This window comes from Streptomyces sp. NBC_01426, assembly GCF_036231985.1.
In the GTDB taxonomy this organism is placed as follows: domain Bacteria; phylum Actinomycetota; class Actinomycetes; order Streptomycetales; family Streptomycetaceae; genus Streptomyces.
The window spans coordinates 3275620-3291058 of sequence record NZ_CP109500.1 but is presented as its reverse complement, the minus strand read 5'-3'; the positions used below and the strand labels follow the sequence as shown (position 1 = coordinate 3291058).

The window sequence follows — 15439 nt, the reverse complement described above, 5'->3', positions numbered from 1 at the left end:
GCCCGACAGGGCTGTGGTGTCCATCACATGGTCAACGAGGCAACCGCCCCGCGCCCCGGACGGTCAACGGGGGCATGAGAAAGCGCATCTCCCTCCTGGCCGCCTGCGGCCTGGTGGCCGTGGGACTGGCCACCACCCCCGCGCACGCCGCGGACCCCGTCTTCCCGGTGCTCGGCCCCACCGCCCTCCCGCTTCCGGTGCCCCCGGCGACCGGCAGCCCGAAGGAGGAGTCGCTCGTCTTCACCCTCGGCGTCCCGTCGGCCGGCGGCGGCCTCGGCGGGGAGGCCGTCCTCACCGTCGACCTGACCAAGGTCGCCGGCATCGCGACCGTCCGGGAGAACACGGGCGGCGCCAAGGAGAAGTGCACGGCGGGCGCCACCACGCTCGTCTGCACCGTTCGCGGCACCCTGCCGCGCGTCGAGCTCTTCGTCGCCGCCGCCAAGAACGCCAAGAACGGCGACACCGGCGAGATCACGGTGACGGGCAAGACGGCCGGGGCCACCATCACCCCGGCCGCCACCCGGCTCAGCGTCGGCGGCCCGGACCTCGTCATGCGGGAGATGGCGCTCAAGGGCGACCCCCGGCCCGGCGAGAGCCAGCCGCTGCCGCTCGTCTTCACGAACGCGGGCACCCAAGCGGCCAGGGGCGTGGTGCTGGAGCTGGAGACCACGCGCGGCATGAGCCTCGTGGAGACGTACGACAACTGCCGCACCCGCACCGTCGCGGACATCACCACGGCCCTGTGCTCGGTCGACGGGGACTTCGAGCCCGGCGAGACCTACGAACTCGCCGGGGACAGCCCGCTGCACGTCAAGGCCAACCCGAACGCCTACAGCGACCGGCTCGGCTACGGCATCCACCCGGCCGGCGACGAGCCGAAGGCCGCGCAGTGGGACGGCAAGGCCCCCACGGGCAAGCGCCTGGGCGTCGCCAAGCGGGCCGCGAAGGCCGCCGCGAGCGCGCGCGCCGTCGACCTGAACCCGGGCGACAACCGGCGCACCTTCGACTTCCACACCCGCAACACGGCCGACTTCACCACGGCGGCCGTGACCCTCGAAGGCGACTCGGGCGACACCCTGACGACCGCGTTCGCCTTCGAGAACAAGGGCCCGGCCTGGATCCGCAGCGCTCGCGCCGGCGACTCGGCGGCCCGCACCGTCATCGTGCTGCCCGACGGCGTACGGGTCGTCCGCAAGCCCGACGGCTGCACCGCCACCACCGCCACCGGCGGCGAGCGCGCCGACCAGCTCGGCGCGCCCCGCTACGTGTGCGCGCTCGGCGACACGGTGCGCGAGAACCAGCGGGCCGTCTACCCGTTCGACCTCAAGGTGGAGAAGACCCTGGTGAACGCCAAGGGCTCCGTCACCGTCGGGGACTGGGGCACGACCGCGCCGCGACCGCACTCCTTCGACCCGAACCCCGCCAACAACACGGCCGTCCTCGTGGTGAACGCCGAGGACGACGGCGCCGGTCCGCGCCCGACCCCGCGTCCCTCCACGAGCGCCGGCACCCCCTCGCCGGGCGCCTCCGCGACCCCGACGGCGACCGCGTCGGCCACGGCCGCCGGCGCCAAGGGCACCGGCACCGGCACCGGCTCGGGCACGGGCACCACCGCCCACGGGAGCGGAAACCTCGCCTCCACCGGCGTCACCGCCGGCCCGATCGCGCTCGGCGCCGCCGCGCTGATCGCCGCCGGCGGCGCGCTGTACGTGGCGGTCCGCCGCCGGGGCCCCGCGCGCACGTAGGTCCGGGGCGCGGCCTTCCCGCGCGCGGCTTTCCCACGCGCGCGGCTTTCTCATGGCATGGCACAACGGCCGGCCCGGGGCGTCCCCCGGGCCGGCCGTCTTCTCACGTGGTGACCGGGCTGCTGTCCCCTGCCGTCCGGTCACGTGGAGGAGCGAGGTCCCACGGACGCACGACCGTCGGGCCGTACGTCTCATCGCTCCGGCAGAGCCACGCGTGGTGGTGCGGACCCGCGCCTGGCTGGCGCGGACACCCCCTCAACGAAGGCTGCCGGGGCCGGTCACGGTCCGGACGAGTGACGAACACCCGCCCGCGACCGGCCCCGCACGCCCCGGGCCCGCCTCAGACACGGCCCCGGCACAGCTCCAGCAGGGTCATCGCGAGCTGGGTGCCGGGCTTGCCGAGGGCGTCGCTCCAGTGCGAGAGCACCTCCATCTCGCGTGAGAGGTGCACCCGACGGCCGCCGGAGCCGATCCGGGCCTCCTGGATCACCGTGGAGACGGCCATCCGCTCCTGGATCAGGCCGATGATCCGGTCGTCGATGGCGTCGATCCGCTCGCGGGAGTCGGTGATCAGCTGCTCGGGGGTGGTGACGGACATGAGGTTCTCCTGTGGGTGGTGGGTCCGACAGGAGCGGGAACGCCAGAGCGCCCCGGTCCTGTCGGACCGGGGCGCTCTGGGAAGTCAGCGGCTCAAGCGAGCATCACGATGACCCATGGCGACCGGACCGACCGGTGCCATAGGTAAAGAGGAAGCTCAGCTGCTCGCGCATGGAACGGATTATGACCTTCCACCCCGCTCCCGGCCAAACGGGTTCGGATGGTGAGACGAAACGGCCCACCCGTCCCCCGTTAGAATCGACAAAACACACCCTCTTCCGCCGGAAGGCCTGCCCGTGCCTGAAGCACACACCGCCGCCCACGACAGCGCCCCGGACACGGTTCTCGTCGTCGACTTCGGTGCCCAGTACGCCCAGCTCATCGCCCGTCGCGTCCGCGAGGCCCGGGTCTACAGCGAGATCGTGCCCGGCACGATGCCCGTGGCCGAGATGCTCGCCAAGAACCCCAAGGCGATCATCCTGTCCGGAGGCCCGTCCTCGGTGTACGAAGAGGGCGCGCCCACCATCGACCGCGCCCTGTTCGAGGCCGGCGTCCCCGTCTTCGGCATGTGCTACGGCTTCCAGCTGATGGCGGTCACCCTCGGCGGTCAGGTCGACAACACCGGCGCCCGCGAGTACGGTCGCACCCCGCTGGCCGTCTCCAAGTCGGGCTCCACCCTCTTCGAGGGCACCCCCGACAACCAGTCGGTGTGGATGTCCCACGGCGACGCGTGCTCCGCCGCCCCCGAGGGCTTCACCGTCACCGCCTCGACGAACGTCGTCCCGGTCGCGGCCTTCGAGAACGACGAGAAGAAGCTGTACGGGGTCCAGTACCACCCCGAGGTCATGCACTCCACGCACGGCCAGCAGATTCTGGAGCACTTCCTCTACCGCGGCGCCGGCCTGGCCCCCACCTGGACCACCGGCAACATCGTCGAGGAGCAGGTCGCGGCCATCCGCGAGCAGGTCGGCGACAAGCGCGCCATCTGCGGCCTCTCCGGCGGCGTGGACTCCGCCGTGGCGGCGGCGCTCGTGCAGAAGGCCATCGGCTCGCAGCTCACCTGCGTGTACGTCGACCACGGTCTGATGCGCAAGGGCGAGACCGAGCAGGTCGAGAAGGACTTCGTCGCGGCCACCGGCGTCCAGCTGAAGGTCGTCGACGCCCAGGAGCGCTTCCTGAACGCGCTGGCCGGCGTCTCCGACCCGGAGACCAAGCGGAAGATCATCGGCCGCGAGTTCATCCGCGTCTTCGAGCAGGCCCAGGCCGAGATCATCGCCGAGGGCGGCGCGGACGTGGCCTTCCTGGTCCAGGGCACCCTGTACCCGGACGTCGTCGAGTCCGGGGGCGGCACCGGCACCGCGAACATCAAGTCGCACCACAACGTCGGCGGCCTCCCCGACGACATCGAGTTCGAACTCGTCGAGCCGCTGCGGCAGCTCTTCAAGGACGAGGTCCGCATGGTCGGCCAGGAGCTGGGCCTGCCGGACGAGATCGTCCAGCGCCAGCCCTTCCCCGGCCCCGGCCTCGGCATCCGCATCGTCGGCGAGGTCACCAAGGAGCGGCTCGACCTGCTCCGCGAGGCCGACGCCATCGCCCGCCACGAGCTGACCGCCGCCGGCCTCGACCGGGAGATCTGGCAGTGCCCGGTCGTCCTGCTCGCGGACGTCCGCAGCGTCGGCGTCCAGGGCGACGGCCGCACCTACGGCCACCCGATCGTGCTGCGCCCCGTCTCCTCCGAAGACGCGATGACCGCCGACTGGACGCGCATGCCGTACGAGGTGCTCGCCCGGATCTCCACCCGCATCACCAACGAGGTGCGGGACGTGAACCGCGTGGTCCTGGACTGCACGAGCAAGCCGCCGGGCACCATCGAGTGGGAGTAGCCCCCACCCGGCCCCGCCGGACCTGACGAAGCCGCCGTTTCCCTCGGGGAGCGGCGGCTTCGGCGTTCCTCTGGCCGGTTCGGCGGGGTGCCGGTACCTTGCGCCCCGAGTCGACGCCCAGCGAGGAGTGGCCCATGCCGGACCAGCAGCCAGCCCCGGAACCCGTTCCCGCCGACCGGTTGCGCTTCGAGCTGCCGCCCCGGCACACGGACCCGGCCGACGAGCGGGCGTACCGCAGGGAACGGCTCGCCGGGGCGCTGCGCCTGTTCGGGCGGCTGGGGTACGAGGACGGGGTCGGCGGGCACGTCACCGCACGGGACCCCGAGTTCGAGGACAGCTACTGGGTGAACCCCTTCGGCCGGGCCTTTGCCGGGCTGGGCGCCGAGGACCTGCTGCTGGTCGACGGGGACGGCCGGGTGCTCCTGGGGGAGCGGCGGGTCAACCAACTGGCCTTCGCCGTGCACGCGACCGTGCACCGGGCCCGGCCCGAGGTGGTGGCGGTGGTGCGCACGCAGGCCCCGTACGGCAGGGCGCTGGCCGCCCTCGGCGAACTGCTGGCCCCGGTGACCCGGGAGGCCTGCGCCTTCTACGAGGACCACGCGCTCCTCGACGAGTACGCCGGGGACGGCGACGGCGAGCGGATCGGCCGCGCGCTCGGCCCGTACAAGGCGCTGATCCTGCGCAACCAGGGGCTGTTGACGGTCGGGGACTCCGTGGACGCGGCGGCCTGGTGGTTCATCGCGGCGGAGCGGGCCGCGCAGGTGCAGTTGATCGCCCGGGCGGCCGGGAAGCCGGTGCCCGTCGACCACCGCGCCGCGGTCGCCACCAGGGAGCGGTTCGGGACGGACCTCGCGGCCTGGGTGAGCTACCAGCCGCTGTGGCAGACCGTCGCGCCGTAGGCCCGTCCCCGCGCCCCCGGACGGGTGACGTCAACATCATGAACGGTTAATCACCTGCTCTGACATCGTGCGCAATCCGGAGCACTGTCGCAGTGGTGCACAATTCGCTGGCATTGCACCGGAGTTCAGAGAGGCGGCACGCACGTGGCTGTCCAAGAGATCCCCAGAAGTACCCACGGCGGCGCCTGCACCTGCGACGACTGCCCCCACGGAGCCCGGGAGGGACACCGCCGGGCGGTGGCCGCCTTCCTGGAGAAGCGCGAGGAGTTCGCCGCCGGCCAAGGCCTGCCCGCCGCCCTGTCCCGATCCGCCGGCGCCTCCCGCCAGTGGGTCTCCGACGAGCTGACCCTGTCCGCCCGGGCGGTCGCCGACCGGGGCCGCGAGGCCGGGCACTCCTGGCTGTACCTGCTGTCCCGGCGGGCCGTCCTCGCCCTGTGGATCGCCGCCGGGGTGCTGCTGCTGGTCCAGGTCGGCACCGCGCTGGGCGCCGGCTGGTCGTCGGCGCGCACCGCCGGACTGCTGGCCGCGCTGGTGCTGGTGGCGCTGCTCACCGTCGGGTCCCGCGCCCAGTCGCTGCGCGGCGGACTGCTGGCCCCGCTGGTCGGCGAGGACAACCGGCTGTCCACCTCCAAGGCCGTGCCGAGCGCCTGGCTGGTCCTGATCGCCTTCTCCGCCCTGCTACCCGCGCTGCGGCTCGCCGTCTCCGCGCCGGGGCCCGAACGCGAGGCCCTGTACGCGGGGCTGGCGCTCGGGCGGGCGCTGCCGCTGCTGGCGGTGCTCGCGCTGACGTCGGGGGTGGCGGTGCTGGTGCGCCGGGTGGTCTCCGTACGGATCATGGGGCAGCGGCTCCAGAAGCTGCCCGCCGACCGGCCCTCGGGCGCCGACCTGCTGACGGACGACGCCGGCCGGGGGAGCCTCGCGGACGCCCAGTACGTGCTGGTCTCCACGGTGGTGCTGGCCTTCGCGGCGGTGTCGCTGGCCCGGTTCCCCGACCGGCTGCCCCGACTGCCGTGGGCGCTGGCCCTGCTGGTGGCCCTGTCGGCGGCCGTGTACCTCGCGGCGAAGTACGCGGAGGGCAGCCGTCCGCTGGTGCTGTCGGTGGTGCGCAGACGGGAGCCCGGGGACCTGGACTCGGCCGTCCGCCCCGGGGACGACATCGAGATCCGCGGCGTCGGCTTCGTGCCGCCCGGCGCGCAGACGCCGGAGATGCTGGCCCGGCTGGTGGTGCGGATCGGAACGGTCCACGTGCACGTGCCGTTGGTGCCGGTCGCCGGCGGGTTCACCAACCCGTCCGACGCGGTGCTGACCGTGCCGGTGCCGGCGGAGGTGGAACCGGGGCGCGTCGACGTCCAGGTGGTGACCGCCGCCGGAGTGGAGTCGAACCGCTGCGGCATCGACGTGGCGGAGTGAACGGCGACGGGGTAGACATGGGGCGTGACCCGAACTGACGTCCTTTCCGGTGCCGCCCCCGGACTGCGGGAACGCGCCGCCCGGCACGCCCTCCTCCCCCTGCGGATCTTCCTCGGCGTGACCTTCGTGTACGCGGGTCTGGACAAGCTGACCGACTCGGCGTTCCTCTCCGCCGCGGGCGACGGCTCCATCGGCGACCTGATGCGCGGGGTCCGCGACACCTCCGCGATCCCCGCCCTGGTCGACCTGGCGCTCAAGGCGCCCGTCGGCTTCGCCGTCACCCTGGCCGTCGGGGAACTCCTGGTGGGCCTCGGGCTCCTGGCCGGACTGCTGACCCGGATCGCCGCCCTGGGCGGTGCGTTGATCGCGCTCAGCCTGTGGCTCACGGTCTCCTGGGCGGTCACCCCGTACTACTACGGCAACGACCTGATCTACCTGATGGCCTGCACCCCGCTGATCCTCGCGGGGGCGCCCTACCTGTCGCTGGACTCCGTGATCCGCTCGCGCCGGTCCCGACGCACCGCGTAGGTCACCACCCCGACGACGGCCGCGAGCGCGAGGCCGCCCGCGGCCATCGGGACCACGGCGAACCAGGGCAGGTCCACCTCGCCGGCCGCGTCCAGCAGGCAGAGCGTGCCCGCGGTGAGCAGCACCAGCCCCGCGATCAGCCGTCCCGGCTGGAACTCATGACGCCGCACGGGCCACCTCCACCTGTCCCACACCCGCTTCGAGGCGCAGCTCGATCGTTCCCCCGGCCTCGGTGCCGGCGGCGGGGGGCAAGGTCTCCGACCGGTGCTCGCCGCCCCTCTTCACGCGCACCTGCCCGCCCGGCTCGCCGGGCAGCCGCAGGTCGCCCCACCGGACCGTCATGTCCGACCGCGCGGTGACCTCGCGGGGCACGACCACCTTCAGTCGGCCCGCGTCGATGGAGGCCCGGACGGACAGCGTGGTGCCCCTCGGCACGTCCAGCCGGCTCAGGTCCAAGGTCGCCAGCCCGGTGCTCGCCTCGTACGAGGGCCGTACGTCGGCCACCGCGGCGGGCCGCCACGAGACGTCCCGCCAGTCCGTGCCGATGTCCTTCGGCAGGGCGCTCGCCCCCGCCAGGAGCCCGGCGGTGATCAGCGACAGCAGGACGGTGCCGAAGCCGGTGCGGCCCTTGACCGAACTGACGGCCAGCCCCAGCCCGAAGACGGCCAGCGCGGCGGCCAGCCCGACCGTGAGGGCGTGCGAGAGGGTGCTGCCCTCCCACACCGAGGCGGTGGCGACGGCCCCGCCGAGCAGCGCCAGCACGAAGACCCGCCCGCCGATGCCACCGCGCCCGACCGCCCGGGAAACCGGCGCGGCGGGCTTCGGCGCCCGGTCCGCGGGGGCGTCCACGTCCGCCGGACCCCACAGGTACCCGGTGGCCCCCACCGGACCGGTCGTGCCGTCCTTGACCAGCGGGTCCCGCCACCAGGAGGGGCTGCCGGGCGCGGGCGGCGCCTGCGTCTCCGGCGGCGGCACCGCCCGGGACGCCGGTGGGGCCTGCGCCTGCGGCGCGGCGCCGGCCCGCCGCCGGGACCAGTACGAGGCCCCGCCGAGCGCCAGGATCACCAGGATCGAGAACACCCCGAGCCCGCCGTTGTCCACCATCGTCAGGAACAGCGCGCAGCCCACCAGCGCCGCGAACAACGCCGCGAGCGTCGCCCCCTCCACCCGGCCCGTCAGCAGCTTCTTCGCCTCGGACTCCTCGTCGCCGTCCTGGGGGAGCAGCAGCCAGGCGAACCCGTAGAAGATCAGGCCGACGCCACCGGTGACGGCGAGGACGGCCAGCACGATCCGGAACACCACCGGGTCCAGGTCGAAGTACCGGCCGAGTCCCGCGCACACGCCGGCGAGCACCTTGTCGCGCCTGCCGCGGCGCAGGGGAGGGTGTTCGGGAGGGGCGGGGGTCCCGGAGTCCGCCGGCGGGGCCTCGTGTACGTCGGTCATGGGTCCATGGTGACGGGCCGTCGGCCCCCGAGGCATCCGGCCCGACCCTGGGACAACCCTGATATCCCCCCGATCGAAGTGGGGGGCTGCCCTGATGCCGCGCGACCGCCGACCGTGTGACCATCAGTGCCATGCCCGCAGCAGCAGCCGCCCCCCGCATCCCGCACGTACAGGAGTCCCCGCCGGGCTCCGAGGCACCGCACCGCAAGCTCTACCGCAGCGCCGACGGCCGGATGCTCGGCGGGGTCGCGCGCGGGCTCGCCGGGCACCTCGGGCTGCCCGTCGTCTGGGTCCGCCTCGCGTTCCTCGGCCTGTTCCTGTGGGGGGACGGCCTCGGCGTGCTGCTGTACGCCGCGTTCTGGGTCTTCGTACCGCTCGGCATCGGCGGTCGCACCGGACACCGCTCCTACTTCGAGACCCTCGCCGACGGCAGCCGGCGCCTGCGCAAACCCGACAGGGGGCAGGTCACCGCGCTGATCGCGCTGTGCGTGGGCGCCGGCATCTTCTTCTCCCAGCTGCGGGTCGGCGGCGCCAACGGCCGCTACATCTGGCCCACGCTGCTCGTCGGCGCCGGCGTGGTGCTGGTCTGGCGGCAGGCCGACAACGCCCGCCGCGCCCACTGGAGCGCCGCCGCCGGCCGGCACGGCCGGCTGCTCCAGGCGGCCAGGGCGCTCGCCGGGGTGGCCCTGGTCTGCGTGGGCCTGACCGTGTTCATCGTCGTACGGGGCTCCGCCGCCCAACTGGGCAACGTCCTCACCGCCACCCTCGCCGTCCTCGTCGGCGTCGCCCTGCTCGCCGGCCCCTGGCTGATCCGGATGACCCAGGACCTCTCCGAGGAACGCCTGATGCGCATCCGCGCCCAGGAACGCGCCGAGGTCGCCGCCCACGTCCACGACTCGGTGCTGCACACCCTCACCCTGATCCAACGCAACGCCGAGGACGTCGGCGAGGTCCGCCGGCTCGCCCGCGCCCAGGAACGCGAACTGCGGAACTGGCTCTACAAGCCCGAGGGCACCGGCAAGGACGAGGCCGAGGAACCCACCACGCTCGCCGATGCCGTGAAGCGGACCGCCGCCGAGGTCGAGGACCACCACGGCGTCCCCATCGAGGTCGTCGTCGTCGGCGACTGCCCGCTCGACGAGAAGCTGGCCGCCCAGATCCAGGCCGCACGCGAGGCAATGGTCAACGCCGCCAAGTACGGTGGCGAGGGCGGACCGGTACAGGTGTACGCGGAGGTCGAGGGCCGCACCGTGTTCGTGTCCGTACGCGACCGCGGCCCCGGATTCGACATCGACGCGGTACCGGACGACCGGATGGGCGTACGAGAATCGATCATCGGCCGGATGCAGCGCAACGGCGGGACCGCGCGGCTGCGGTCCGCGCCCGACGGCGGCACGGAAGTCGAGCTGGAGATGGAGAGGGCGGCGAACGCAGCATGACCGAGGACAACGCGAACACCGGCGCGCCGACCGGGGGAGCCCCCGACGCCGGCCCGGGGAGGGTCCGGGTGGTGCTCGTCGACGACCACCGGATGTTCCGCACCGGCGTACAGGCCGAGATCGGCGAGACCGCGCGGACCGGCGTCGAGGTCGTCGGCGAGGCCGCGGACGTGGACCAGGCCGTCACCGTCATCACCGCCACCCGCCCCGAGGTGGTGCTCCTCGACGTGCACCTGCCCGGCGGCGGCGGGGTCGAGGTGCTGCGGCGCTGCGCCCCCCTGATGTCGGCCGCCGAGAACCCGGTGCGGTTCCTGGCCCTGTCGGTGTCGGACGCCGCCGAGGACGTCATCGGGGTCATCCGCGGCGGCGCGCGCGGCTACGTCACCAAGACCATCACCGGCACCGACCTGGTGAACTCGATCTTCCGGGTGCAGGACGGGGACGCGGTGTTCTCCCCCCGGCTCGCCGGTTTCGTGCTCGACGCCTTCGCCTCCACCGACGCGCCGCCCGTGGACGAGGACCTCGACCGACTCACCCAGCGCGAGCGCGAGGTGCTGCGCCTGATCGCCCGCGGGTACGCGTACAAGGAGATCGCCAAGCAGCTCTTCATCTCGGTCAAGACGGTCGAGTCGCACGTGTCGGCGGTGCTCAGGAAGCTCCAGCTCTCCAACCGGCACGAGCTGACCCGCTGGGCCACGGCCCGCCGCCTGGTGTGACCCCGAGGGGGCCGCGGGCCTGCGGGTTCGGCCCTACGCGGGTCGGGAGGCGCCCGCCCAGGGCATCGAGTCCACGGGGGCCACCCGGACCGTCGAGCCGGGGCGCGGGGCGTGGATCATCTGGCCGTTCCCGATGTACAGGCCGACGTGGGTCACCCCGGAGTAGAAGAAGACCAGGTCACCCGGGGCCAGTTGGTCACGGGCGACCCGGCGCCCGGCGTTGATCTGGGTGTAGGTGGTGCGGGGCAGCGAGACCCCGGCGGCCCGCCAGGCGGCCTGCGTCAGGCCCGAGCAGTCGAACGAACCCGGTCCGGTGGAGCCCCACACGTACGGCTTGCCGATCGCCCCGTGCGCGAAGGCGATGGCCCGCGCGGCGCGCGAACCGTCGGCCGGCGCCGGCGCGGCGGTCCGCAGGCCGGCCGGGGACGCCACGCCCGCCGGCGATGCCGCCGCGGCGGCGGTGGTCGGCGCCGAGCGGGCCTCGTACGCCGCCCGCTCCTCCGCGGTGAGCCTCGCCAGCAACCGCTTGGCGCCGGCCAGCTTGCCCTCGACGAGGGCCTTGGTCTCGGCGAGCTCGTCCCGCCGCCCGCGCAGGTCCGCCAGCCGCCCGGAGGCCTTCTCGCGCACCTTCGCGACCTGGTCCAACTGCGCCCGTACGGAGGCCACCTCGGCGGCGGTGCGGTCACCGGCCCGGCTCAGGAACGCGGCCCGCTCCAGGTACTCCTGCGGATCCTCGGCCATCGCCAGCTGGACCGCGGGCCCCAGGCTCCCGCTGCGGTACTGGCCGGCGGCGAGGGAACCCAGCGCGCCGCGCGCGGTGTTGAGCCGGTCCGTCCGGCGGGCGGCCTCGTCACGCAGGCCGGTCAGCTCCCGTTCGGCCTCGTCGGCCTTCTCCTTCGCCCCGTTGTACCGCTCCGTCGCCGCCTCGGCCTCCTCGTAGAGCCGGTCCACGTCCGCCGCGACCTGGGCGGGAGTCTGGCGGGGCTCGGCCTGGGAGACGCCTTCGAAGGTGGTGGCGGTGGCAGCGCCCGCGAGGGCGAGGGTGGTGGCCGCCGTTCGTACGGCGGGGCCGGAGAGCGGGCGCTGCCTGGGCTTTCGATGACTTGCCACGGGGGCGTCACGTCCTTCCGTTGGTCTTGGGGGAGGACGTTAAACCTGAAGGTAACGGGCCGATGACGAGATGACCCGAATCGACCGCAGTTGACCGGTCAGTGCCAGAGCAGGGCGATAAAGATATTGGCGATGGTCAGTCCGCCGACCGCGCCGAAGAGGGCCTTGTCCACCCGCTCCTCGTCCCGCTTCACGTAGACCAGCGCCAGGATCACGAAGAGGACGGCGAGCTTCACGCCTGTCTTCACCTGGTTGATCGTGCCGCCGTCCATCTCCCGGAAGCCGACCAGCAGCACACCGGTCACGAGCATGGTCAGCGCGCCGTGCAGCATCGCCGGGACGAAGCGGGCGGTGCCCGCTGCCATGGCCTTCATCTGGGTGAGGAACCCGCCGAGGAGCGAGGCGATCCCGATGATGTGCAGGCCGACGAAGACCTTGATCAGTACGTCCATGCCGTCGAGCGTACGGGGCGCCCCCCGAGCCGAATCCGGCAGGTCGACAGGGCGCCGCACGGCCCGGCGAGGCCCGTCCGGGCCTGCGTAGAGTGAGGACATGGCCGCCACTCCCGCCGCTGAACCACCCCACCCCGACGCCGTCCGACCGCCCGTCGCCCACCCCGACGCCGACCGGCCGGAGGTCGACCGACCGGAAGGCGACCGGCTGGAACTCGTCGAGGTCCTCGCGGCGCTCGGTCACCCCGTCCGGCTGGAGATCGTGCGCAGGCTCGCCTCCGGCGCGGAGGCGTTCTGCGGCGAGGTGGTCCCCGACCTGCCGCGCTCCAGCGTCACGCACCACCTCAAGACGCTGTACGAGAGCGGAGTGATCACCCGCCGCCCCGCCGGACGCCGGCTCTACCTGGCCCTGCGGCGCGAGGACCTGGAGCTGCGCTTCCCCGGCCTGCTGGCGCTGGTACTGGGCTGACCCGCCCCGGAAGGGCCCCGGAGCCGGGCCGGCAGGGCATGGGCGGGCCGGTGCGGGCGGCCCGGATACGGGCATATGCCGCCGATTTTTCGGGGCCGGGACCGGCTGTCGGTCCGGCCCCCTAAACTCGGAAGGCGATGAGCAGCCTCTTTGACGACAGTTTCCTGGCGGACCTCTCCCCCTCCGACGAGGTCCAGCCGCCGCCCGAGGATCACGCCGCCCCGGAAGCGGGCGCGGACGACCTCTTCGGCGGCCGGTTCGACGTACCCATGAGCGGGGACTCCCACTACCGCGACGGGGCGCCCAAACCCGTCATCGACCCGGCGGCGCTCCTGGACGGGCTCAACACCGAGCAGCGCGCCGCCGTGGTCCACGCGGGTTCCCCGCTGCTCATCGTGGCCGGCGCCGGCTCCGGCAAGACCCGGGTACTGACCCACCGCATCGGCCACCTGCTGGCCGCGCGCGGGGTCCACCCGGGGCAGATCCTGGCGATCACCTTCACCAACAAGGCCGCCGGCGAGATGAAGGAACGCGTCGAGGGCCTGGTGGGCCCGCGCGCGAACGCCATGTGGGTCTCGACGTTCCACAGCGCGTGCGTGCGCATCCTGCGCCGCGAGTCGAAGCGCCTCGGCTTCACCTCCTCGTTCTCGATCTACGACGCGGCCGACTCGAAGCGCCTGATGGCGCTCGTCTGCCGCGACCTGGACCTGGACCCGAAGAAGTTCCCGCCGAAGTCCTTCAACGCCAAGATCTCGAACCTCAAGAACGAGCTCATCGACGAGGACGCGTTCGCGGGCCAGGCGGCGGACGGTTTCGAGAAGACGCTGGCCCAGGCGTACGCGATGTACCAGGGACGGCTGCGCGAGGCCAACGCCCTCGACTTCGACGACATCATCATGACCACGGTGCACCTGCTCCAGGCGTTCCCGGAGGTCGCCGAGCACTACCGGCGCCGCTTCCGGCACGTCCTCGTCGACGAGTACCAGGACACCAACCACGCCCAGTACACCCTGGTGCGCGAGCTGGTCGGCACCGGCTACCCGGACCTGCCGCCCGCCGAACTGTGCGTGGTGGGCGACGCCGACCAGTCGATCTACGCCTTCCGCGGCGCGACCATCCGCAACATCCTCCAGTTCGAGGAGGACTACGCGGACGCGACGACGATCCTGCTGGAGCAGAACTACCGCTCCACGCAGACCATCCTGTCCGCCGCCAACGCCGTCATCGAGCGCAACGAGAACCGCCGGGCGAAGAACCTGTGGACCGAGGCCGGCACCGGCGCGGTCATCACCGGCTACGTCTCGGACACCGAGCACGACGAGGCGCAGTTCGTCGCCGACGAGATCGACCGGCTGACCGACGCCGGCGACGCCAAGGCGGGCGACGTCGCGATCTTCTACCGCACGAACGCGCAGTCCCGCGTCTTCGAGGAGATCTTCATCCGCGTCGGCCTGCCCTACAAGGTCGTCGGCGGTGTCCGCTTCTACGAGCGCAAGGAGGTCCGCGACGTCCTCGCGTACCTGCGCGTGCTGGCGAACCCGGAGGACAACGTCCCCCTGCGCCGCATCCTGAACGTACCCAAGCGGGGCATCGGCGAGCGGGCCGAGGCGATGATCGACGCCCTCGCGATGCGCGAGAAGATCACGTTCCCGCAGGCGCTGCGGCGCGTGGACGAGGCCTTCGGCATGGCCGCGCGCTCGACCAACGCCGTGAAGCGGTTCAACGTGCTGATGGAGGAACTGCGGACCATCGTGGAGTCGGGCGCGGGTCCGGCGGTGGTGCTGGAAGCGGTGCTGGAGCGGACGGGCTACCTCGCGGAGCTCCAGGCCTCGACCGACCCGCAGGACGAGACGCGGATCGAGAACCTCCAGGAACTCGCGGCGGTGGCGCTGGAGTTCGAGCAGGCGCGCGCGGCCGGCCCGCAGACCCCGACGGCCGACGCCGACGCCGACGCCGGTACCGAGGGCGAGGGCGAGGGCGAGGGCGGTGCCGACGCTGATGCCGACGCCCCCGCGGCCGGTCCGGGTCCCGGCACGCTGGCGGAGTTCCTGGAGCAGGTCGCGCTCGTCGCGGACTCCGACCAGATCCCCGACGAGGACACCGACGGCAGCGGTGTCATCACCCTGATGACCCTGCACACCGCCAAGGGCCTGGAGTTCCCGGTGGTCTTCCTGACCGGCATGGAGGACGGGGTCTTCCCGCACATGCGCGCGCTGGGACAGACCAAGGAACTGGAGGAGGAGCGACGCCTCGCGTACGTCGGCATCACGCGGGCGCGCGAGCGGCTCTACCTGACGCGTTCCTCGATGCGCAGCGCCTGGGGCACGCCCTCGTACAACCCGCCGTCACGCTTCCTGGAGGAGATCCCGACCGAGTACCTCCAGTGGAAGCGCACGGGCGCGACCCAGAAGCCGGCCGGACCGATGCGCAGTTCGGGCTACGGCTCGGGCTCCTCGGGCGGCTCCGGTTCCAGGAGCTCGTTCGGGACCTCGCCGGAGTCGTTCCTGTCCTCGTCGCGCACCAAGTCGGGCCCCTCGGGGTTCGCCACGCGGCGCGCCTCCGACAAGCCCGTCATCACGCTGGTGGTCGGGGACCGGGTCACGCACGACCAGTTCGGTCTGGGCACGGTCATGGAGGTCAAGGGCGCCGGCGCGGACGCCCAGGCCACCATCGACTTCGGGGACGACAAGCCGAAGCGGCTGCTGCTGCGGTACGCGCCGGTACAGAAGCTCTAGCGCGGACGGCGGG

At 73.1% G+C, this 15439-nt stretch carries 14 protein-coding genes; 9 read left to right on the top strand and 5 right to left on the bottom strand.

The features are described 5' to 3' along the window. Positions 1-74: 74 nt before the first annotated feature. A complete protein-coding gene (locus tag OG906_RS14305; RefSeq protein ID WP_329443062.1) occupies positions 75-1745 on the top strand; it encodes a peptidase in 1671 nt (556 codons plus the stop codon). Between the two features lie 340 nt (positions 1746-2085). Here OG906_RS14305 and OG906_RS14300 read toward each other — a convergent pair whose 3' ends face one another. Next, complete coding sequence (locus OG906_RS14300; protein WP_267796277.1) at positions 2086-2343, bottom strand: chorismate mutase; 258 nt, start codon at positions 2341-2343, stop codon at positions 2086-2088. 295 nt (positions 2344-2638) lie between these two features. On the opposite strand from OG906_RS14300, the gene guaA reads away from it, so the two are divergent. The 4 genes from guaA to OG906_RS14280 all read left to right on the top strand — a co-directional run bounded on the left by guaA (position 2639) and on the right by OG906_RS14280 (position 7062). Continuing rightward, positions 2639-4225 carry a glutamine-hydrolyzing GMP synthase gene (guaA, locus tag OG906_RS14295; RefSeq protein WP_267796276.1) on the top strand — a complete coding sequence of 529 codons (1587 nt, stop codon included), beginning with the start codon at positions 2639-2641 and terminating at the stop codon, positions 4223-4225. 134 nt (positions 4226-4359) lie between these two features. Continuing rightward, entirely contained in the window at positions 4360-5124 is a 765-nt protein-coding gene (locus OG906_RS14290; protein WP_329443057.1) for a class II aldolase/adducin family protein, read from the top strand. Between the two features lie 144 nt (positions 5125-5268). Next, entirely contained in the window at positions 5269-6534 is a 1266-nt protein-coding gene (locus OG906_RS14285; RefSeq protein ID WP_267825904.1) for a hypothetical protein, read from the top strand. A gap of 24 nt (positions 6535-6558) precedes the next feature. Further along, positions 6559-7062 (top strand): DoxX family membrane protein, encoded by a 504-nt coding sequence (locus OG906_RS14280; protein ID WP_267796811.1) that lies wholly within the window; start codon positions 6559-6561, stop codon positions 7060-7062. On the opposite strand, the gene OG906_RS14275 is transcribed toward OG906_RS14280, so the two are convergent. Both OG906_RS14275 and OG906_RS14270 read right to left on the bottom strand, forming a co-directional pair. Further along, complete coding sequence (locus OG906_RS14275) at positions 7008-7232, bottom strand: hypothetical protein (RefSeq protein WP_329443053.1); 225 nt, start codon at positions 7230-7232, stop codon at positions 7008-7010. The genes OG906_RS14280 and OG906_RS14275 overlap by 55 nt on opposite strands. Next, complete coding sequence (locus OG906_RS14270; protein ID WP_329443051.1) at positions 7219-8505, bottom strand: PspC domain-containing protein; 1287 nt, start codon at positions 8503-8505, stop codon at positions 7219-7221. Before OG906_RS14270 ends, OG906_RS14275 begins: the two co-directional genes overlap by 14 nt. 131 nt (positions 8506-8636) lie before the next feature. On the opposite strand from OG906_RS14270, the gene OG906_RS14265 reads away from it, so the two are divergent. Together OG906_RS14265 and OG906_RS14260 are read left to right on the top strand one after the other, a co-directional pair. Continuing rightward, positions 8637-9944: an ATP-binding protein gene (locus tag OG906_RS14265; protein WP_329443048.1), complete on the top strand. Its 1308-nt coding sequence runs from the start codon at positions 8637-8639 to the stop codon at positions 9942-9944. Then, positions 9941-10660: a LuxR C-terminal-related transcriptional regulator gene (locus OG906_RS14260; protein ID WP_267796806.1), complete on the top strand. Its 720-nt coding sequence runs from the start codon at positions 9941-9943 to the stop codon at positions 10658-10660. Before OG906_RS14265 ends, OG906_RS14260 begins: the two co-directional genes overlap by 4 nt. Positions 10661-10693: 33 nt before the next feature. Here OG906_RS14260 and OG906_RS14255 read toward each other — a convergent pair whose 3' ends face one another. Both OG906_RS14255 and OG906_RS14250 read right to left on the bottom strand, forming a co-directional pair. Next, complete coding sequence (locus OG906_RS14255; protein WP_329443045.1) at positions 10694-11770, bottom strand: C40 family peptidase; 1077 nt, start codon at positions 11768-11770, stop codon at positions 10694-10696. A gap of 98 nt (positions 11771-11868) precedes the next feature. Further along, positions 11869-12222, bottom strand: a complete 354-nt coding sequence (locus tag OG906_RS14250; RefSeq protein ID WP_329443043.1) for a hypothetical protein — start codon at positions 12220-12222, stop codon at positions 11869-11871. 100 nt (positions 12223-12322) lie between these two features. On the opposite strand from OG906_RS14250, the gene OG906_RS14245 reads away from it, so the two are divergent. Continuing rightward, positions 12323-12691, top strand: a complete 369-nt coding sequence (locus OG906_RS14245; protein WP_329443042.1) for an ArsR/SmtB family transcription factor — start codon at positions 12323-12325, stop codon at positions 12689-12691. Between the two features lie 137 nt (positions 12692-12828). Continuing rightward, entirely contained in the window at positions 12829-15426 is a 2598-nt protein-coding gene (locus OG906_RS14240; protein ID WP_329443040.1) for an ATP-dependent DNA helicase, read from the top strand. Positions 15427-15439 lie beyond the last annotated feature (13 nt).

Excerpts from the sequence above, each read along its gene's own strand:
- OG906_RS14260 (WP_267796806.1), top strand. The coding sequence starts at position 9,941 with ATGACCGAGGACAACGCGAACACCGGCGCGCCGACCGGGGGAGCCCCC.
- OG906_RS14300 (WP_267796277.1), bottom strand. The coding sequence starts at position 2,343 with ATGTCCGTCACCACCCCCGAGCAGCTGATCACCGACTCCCGCGAGCGG.
- OG906_RS14240 (WP_329443040.1), top strand. The coding sequence starts at position 12,829 with ATGAGCAGCCTCTTTGACGACAGTTTCCTGGCGGACCTCTCCCCCTCC.
- OG906_RS14270 (WP_329443051.1), bottom strand. The coding sequence starts at position 8,505 with ATGACCGACGTACACGAGGCCCCGCCGGCGGACTCCGGGACCCCCGCC.
- OG906_RS14245 (WP_329443042.1), top strand. The coding sequence starts at position 12,323 with ATGGCCGCCACTCCCGCCGCTGAACCACCCCACCCCGACGCCGTCCGA.
- OG906_RS14305 (WP_329443062.1), top strand. The coding sequence starts at position 75 with ATGAGAAAGCGCATCTCCCTCCTGGCCGCCTGCGGCCTGGTGGCCGTG.
- OG906_RS14290 (WP_329443057.1), top strand. The coding sequence starts at position 4,360 with ATGCCGGACCAGCAGCCAGCCCCGGAACCCGTTCCCGCCGACCGGTTG.
- OG906_RS14250 (WP_329443043.1), bottom strand. The coding sequence starts at position 12,222 with ATGGACGTACTGATCAAGGTCTTCGTCGGCCTGCACATCATCGGGATC.
- OG906_RS14265 (WP_329443048.1), top strand. The coding sequence starts at position 8,637 with ATGCCCGCAGCAGCAGCCGCCCCCCGCATCCCGCACGTACAGGAGTCC.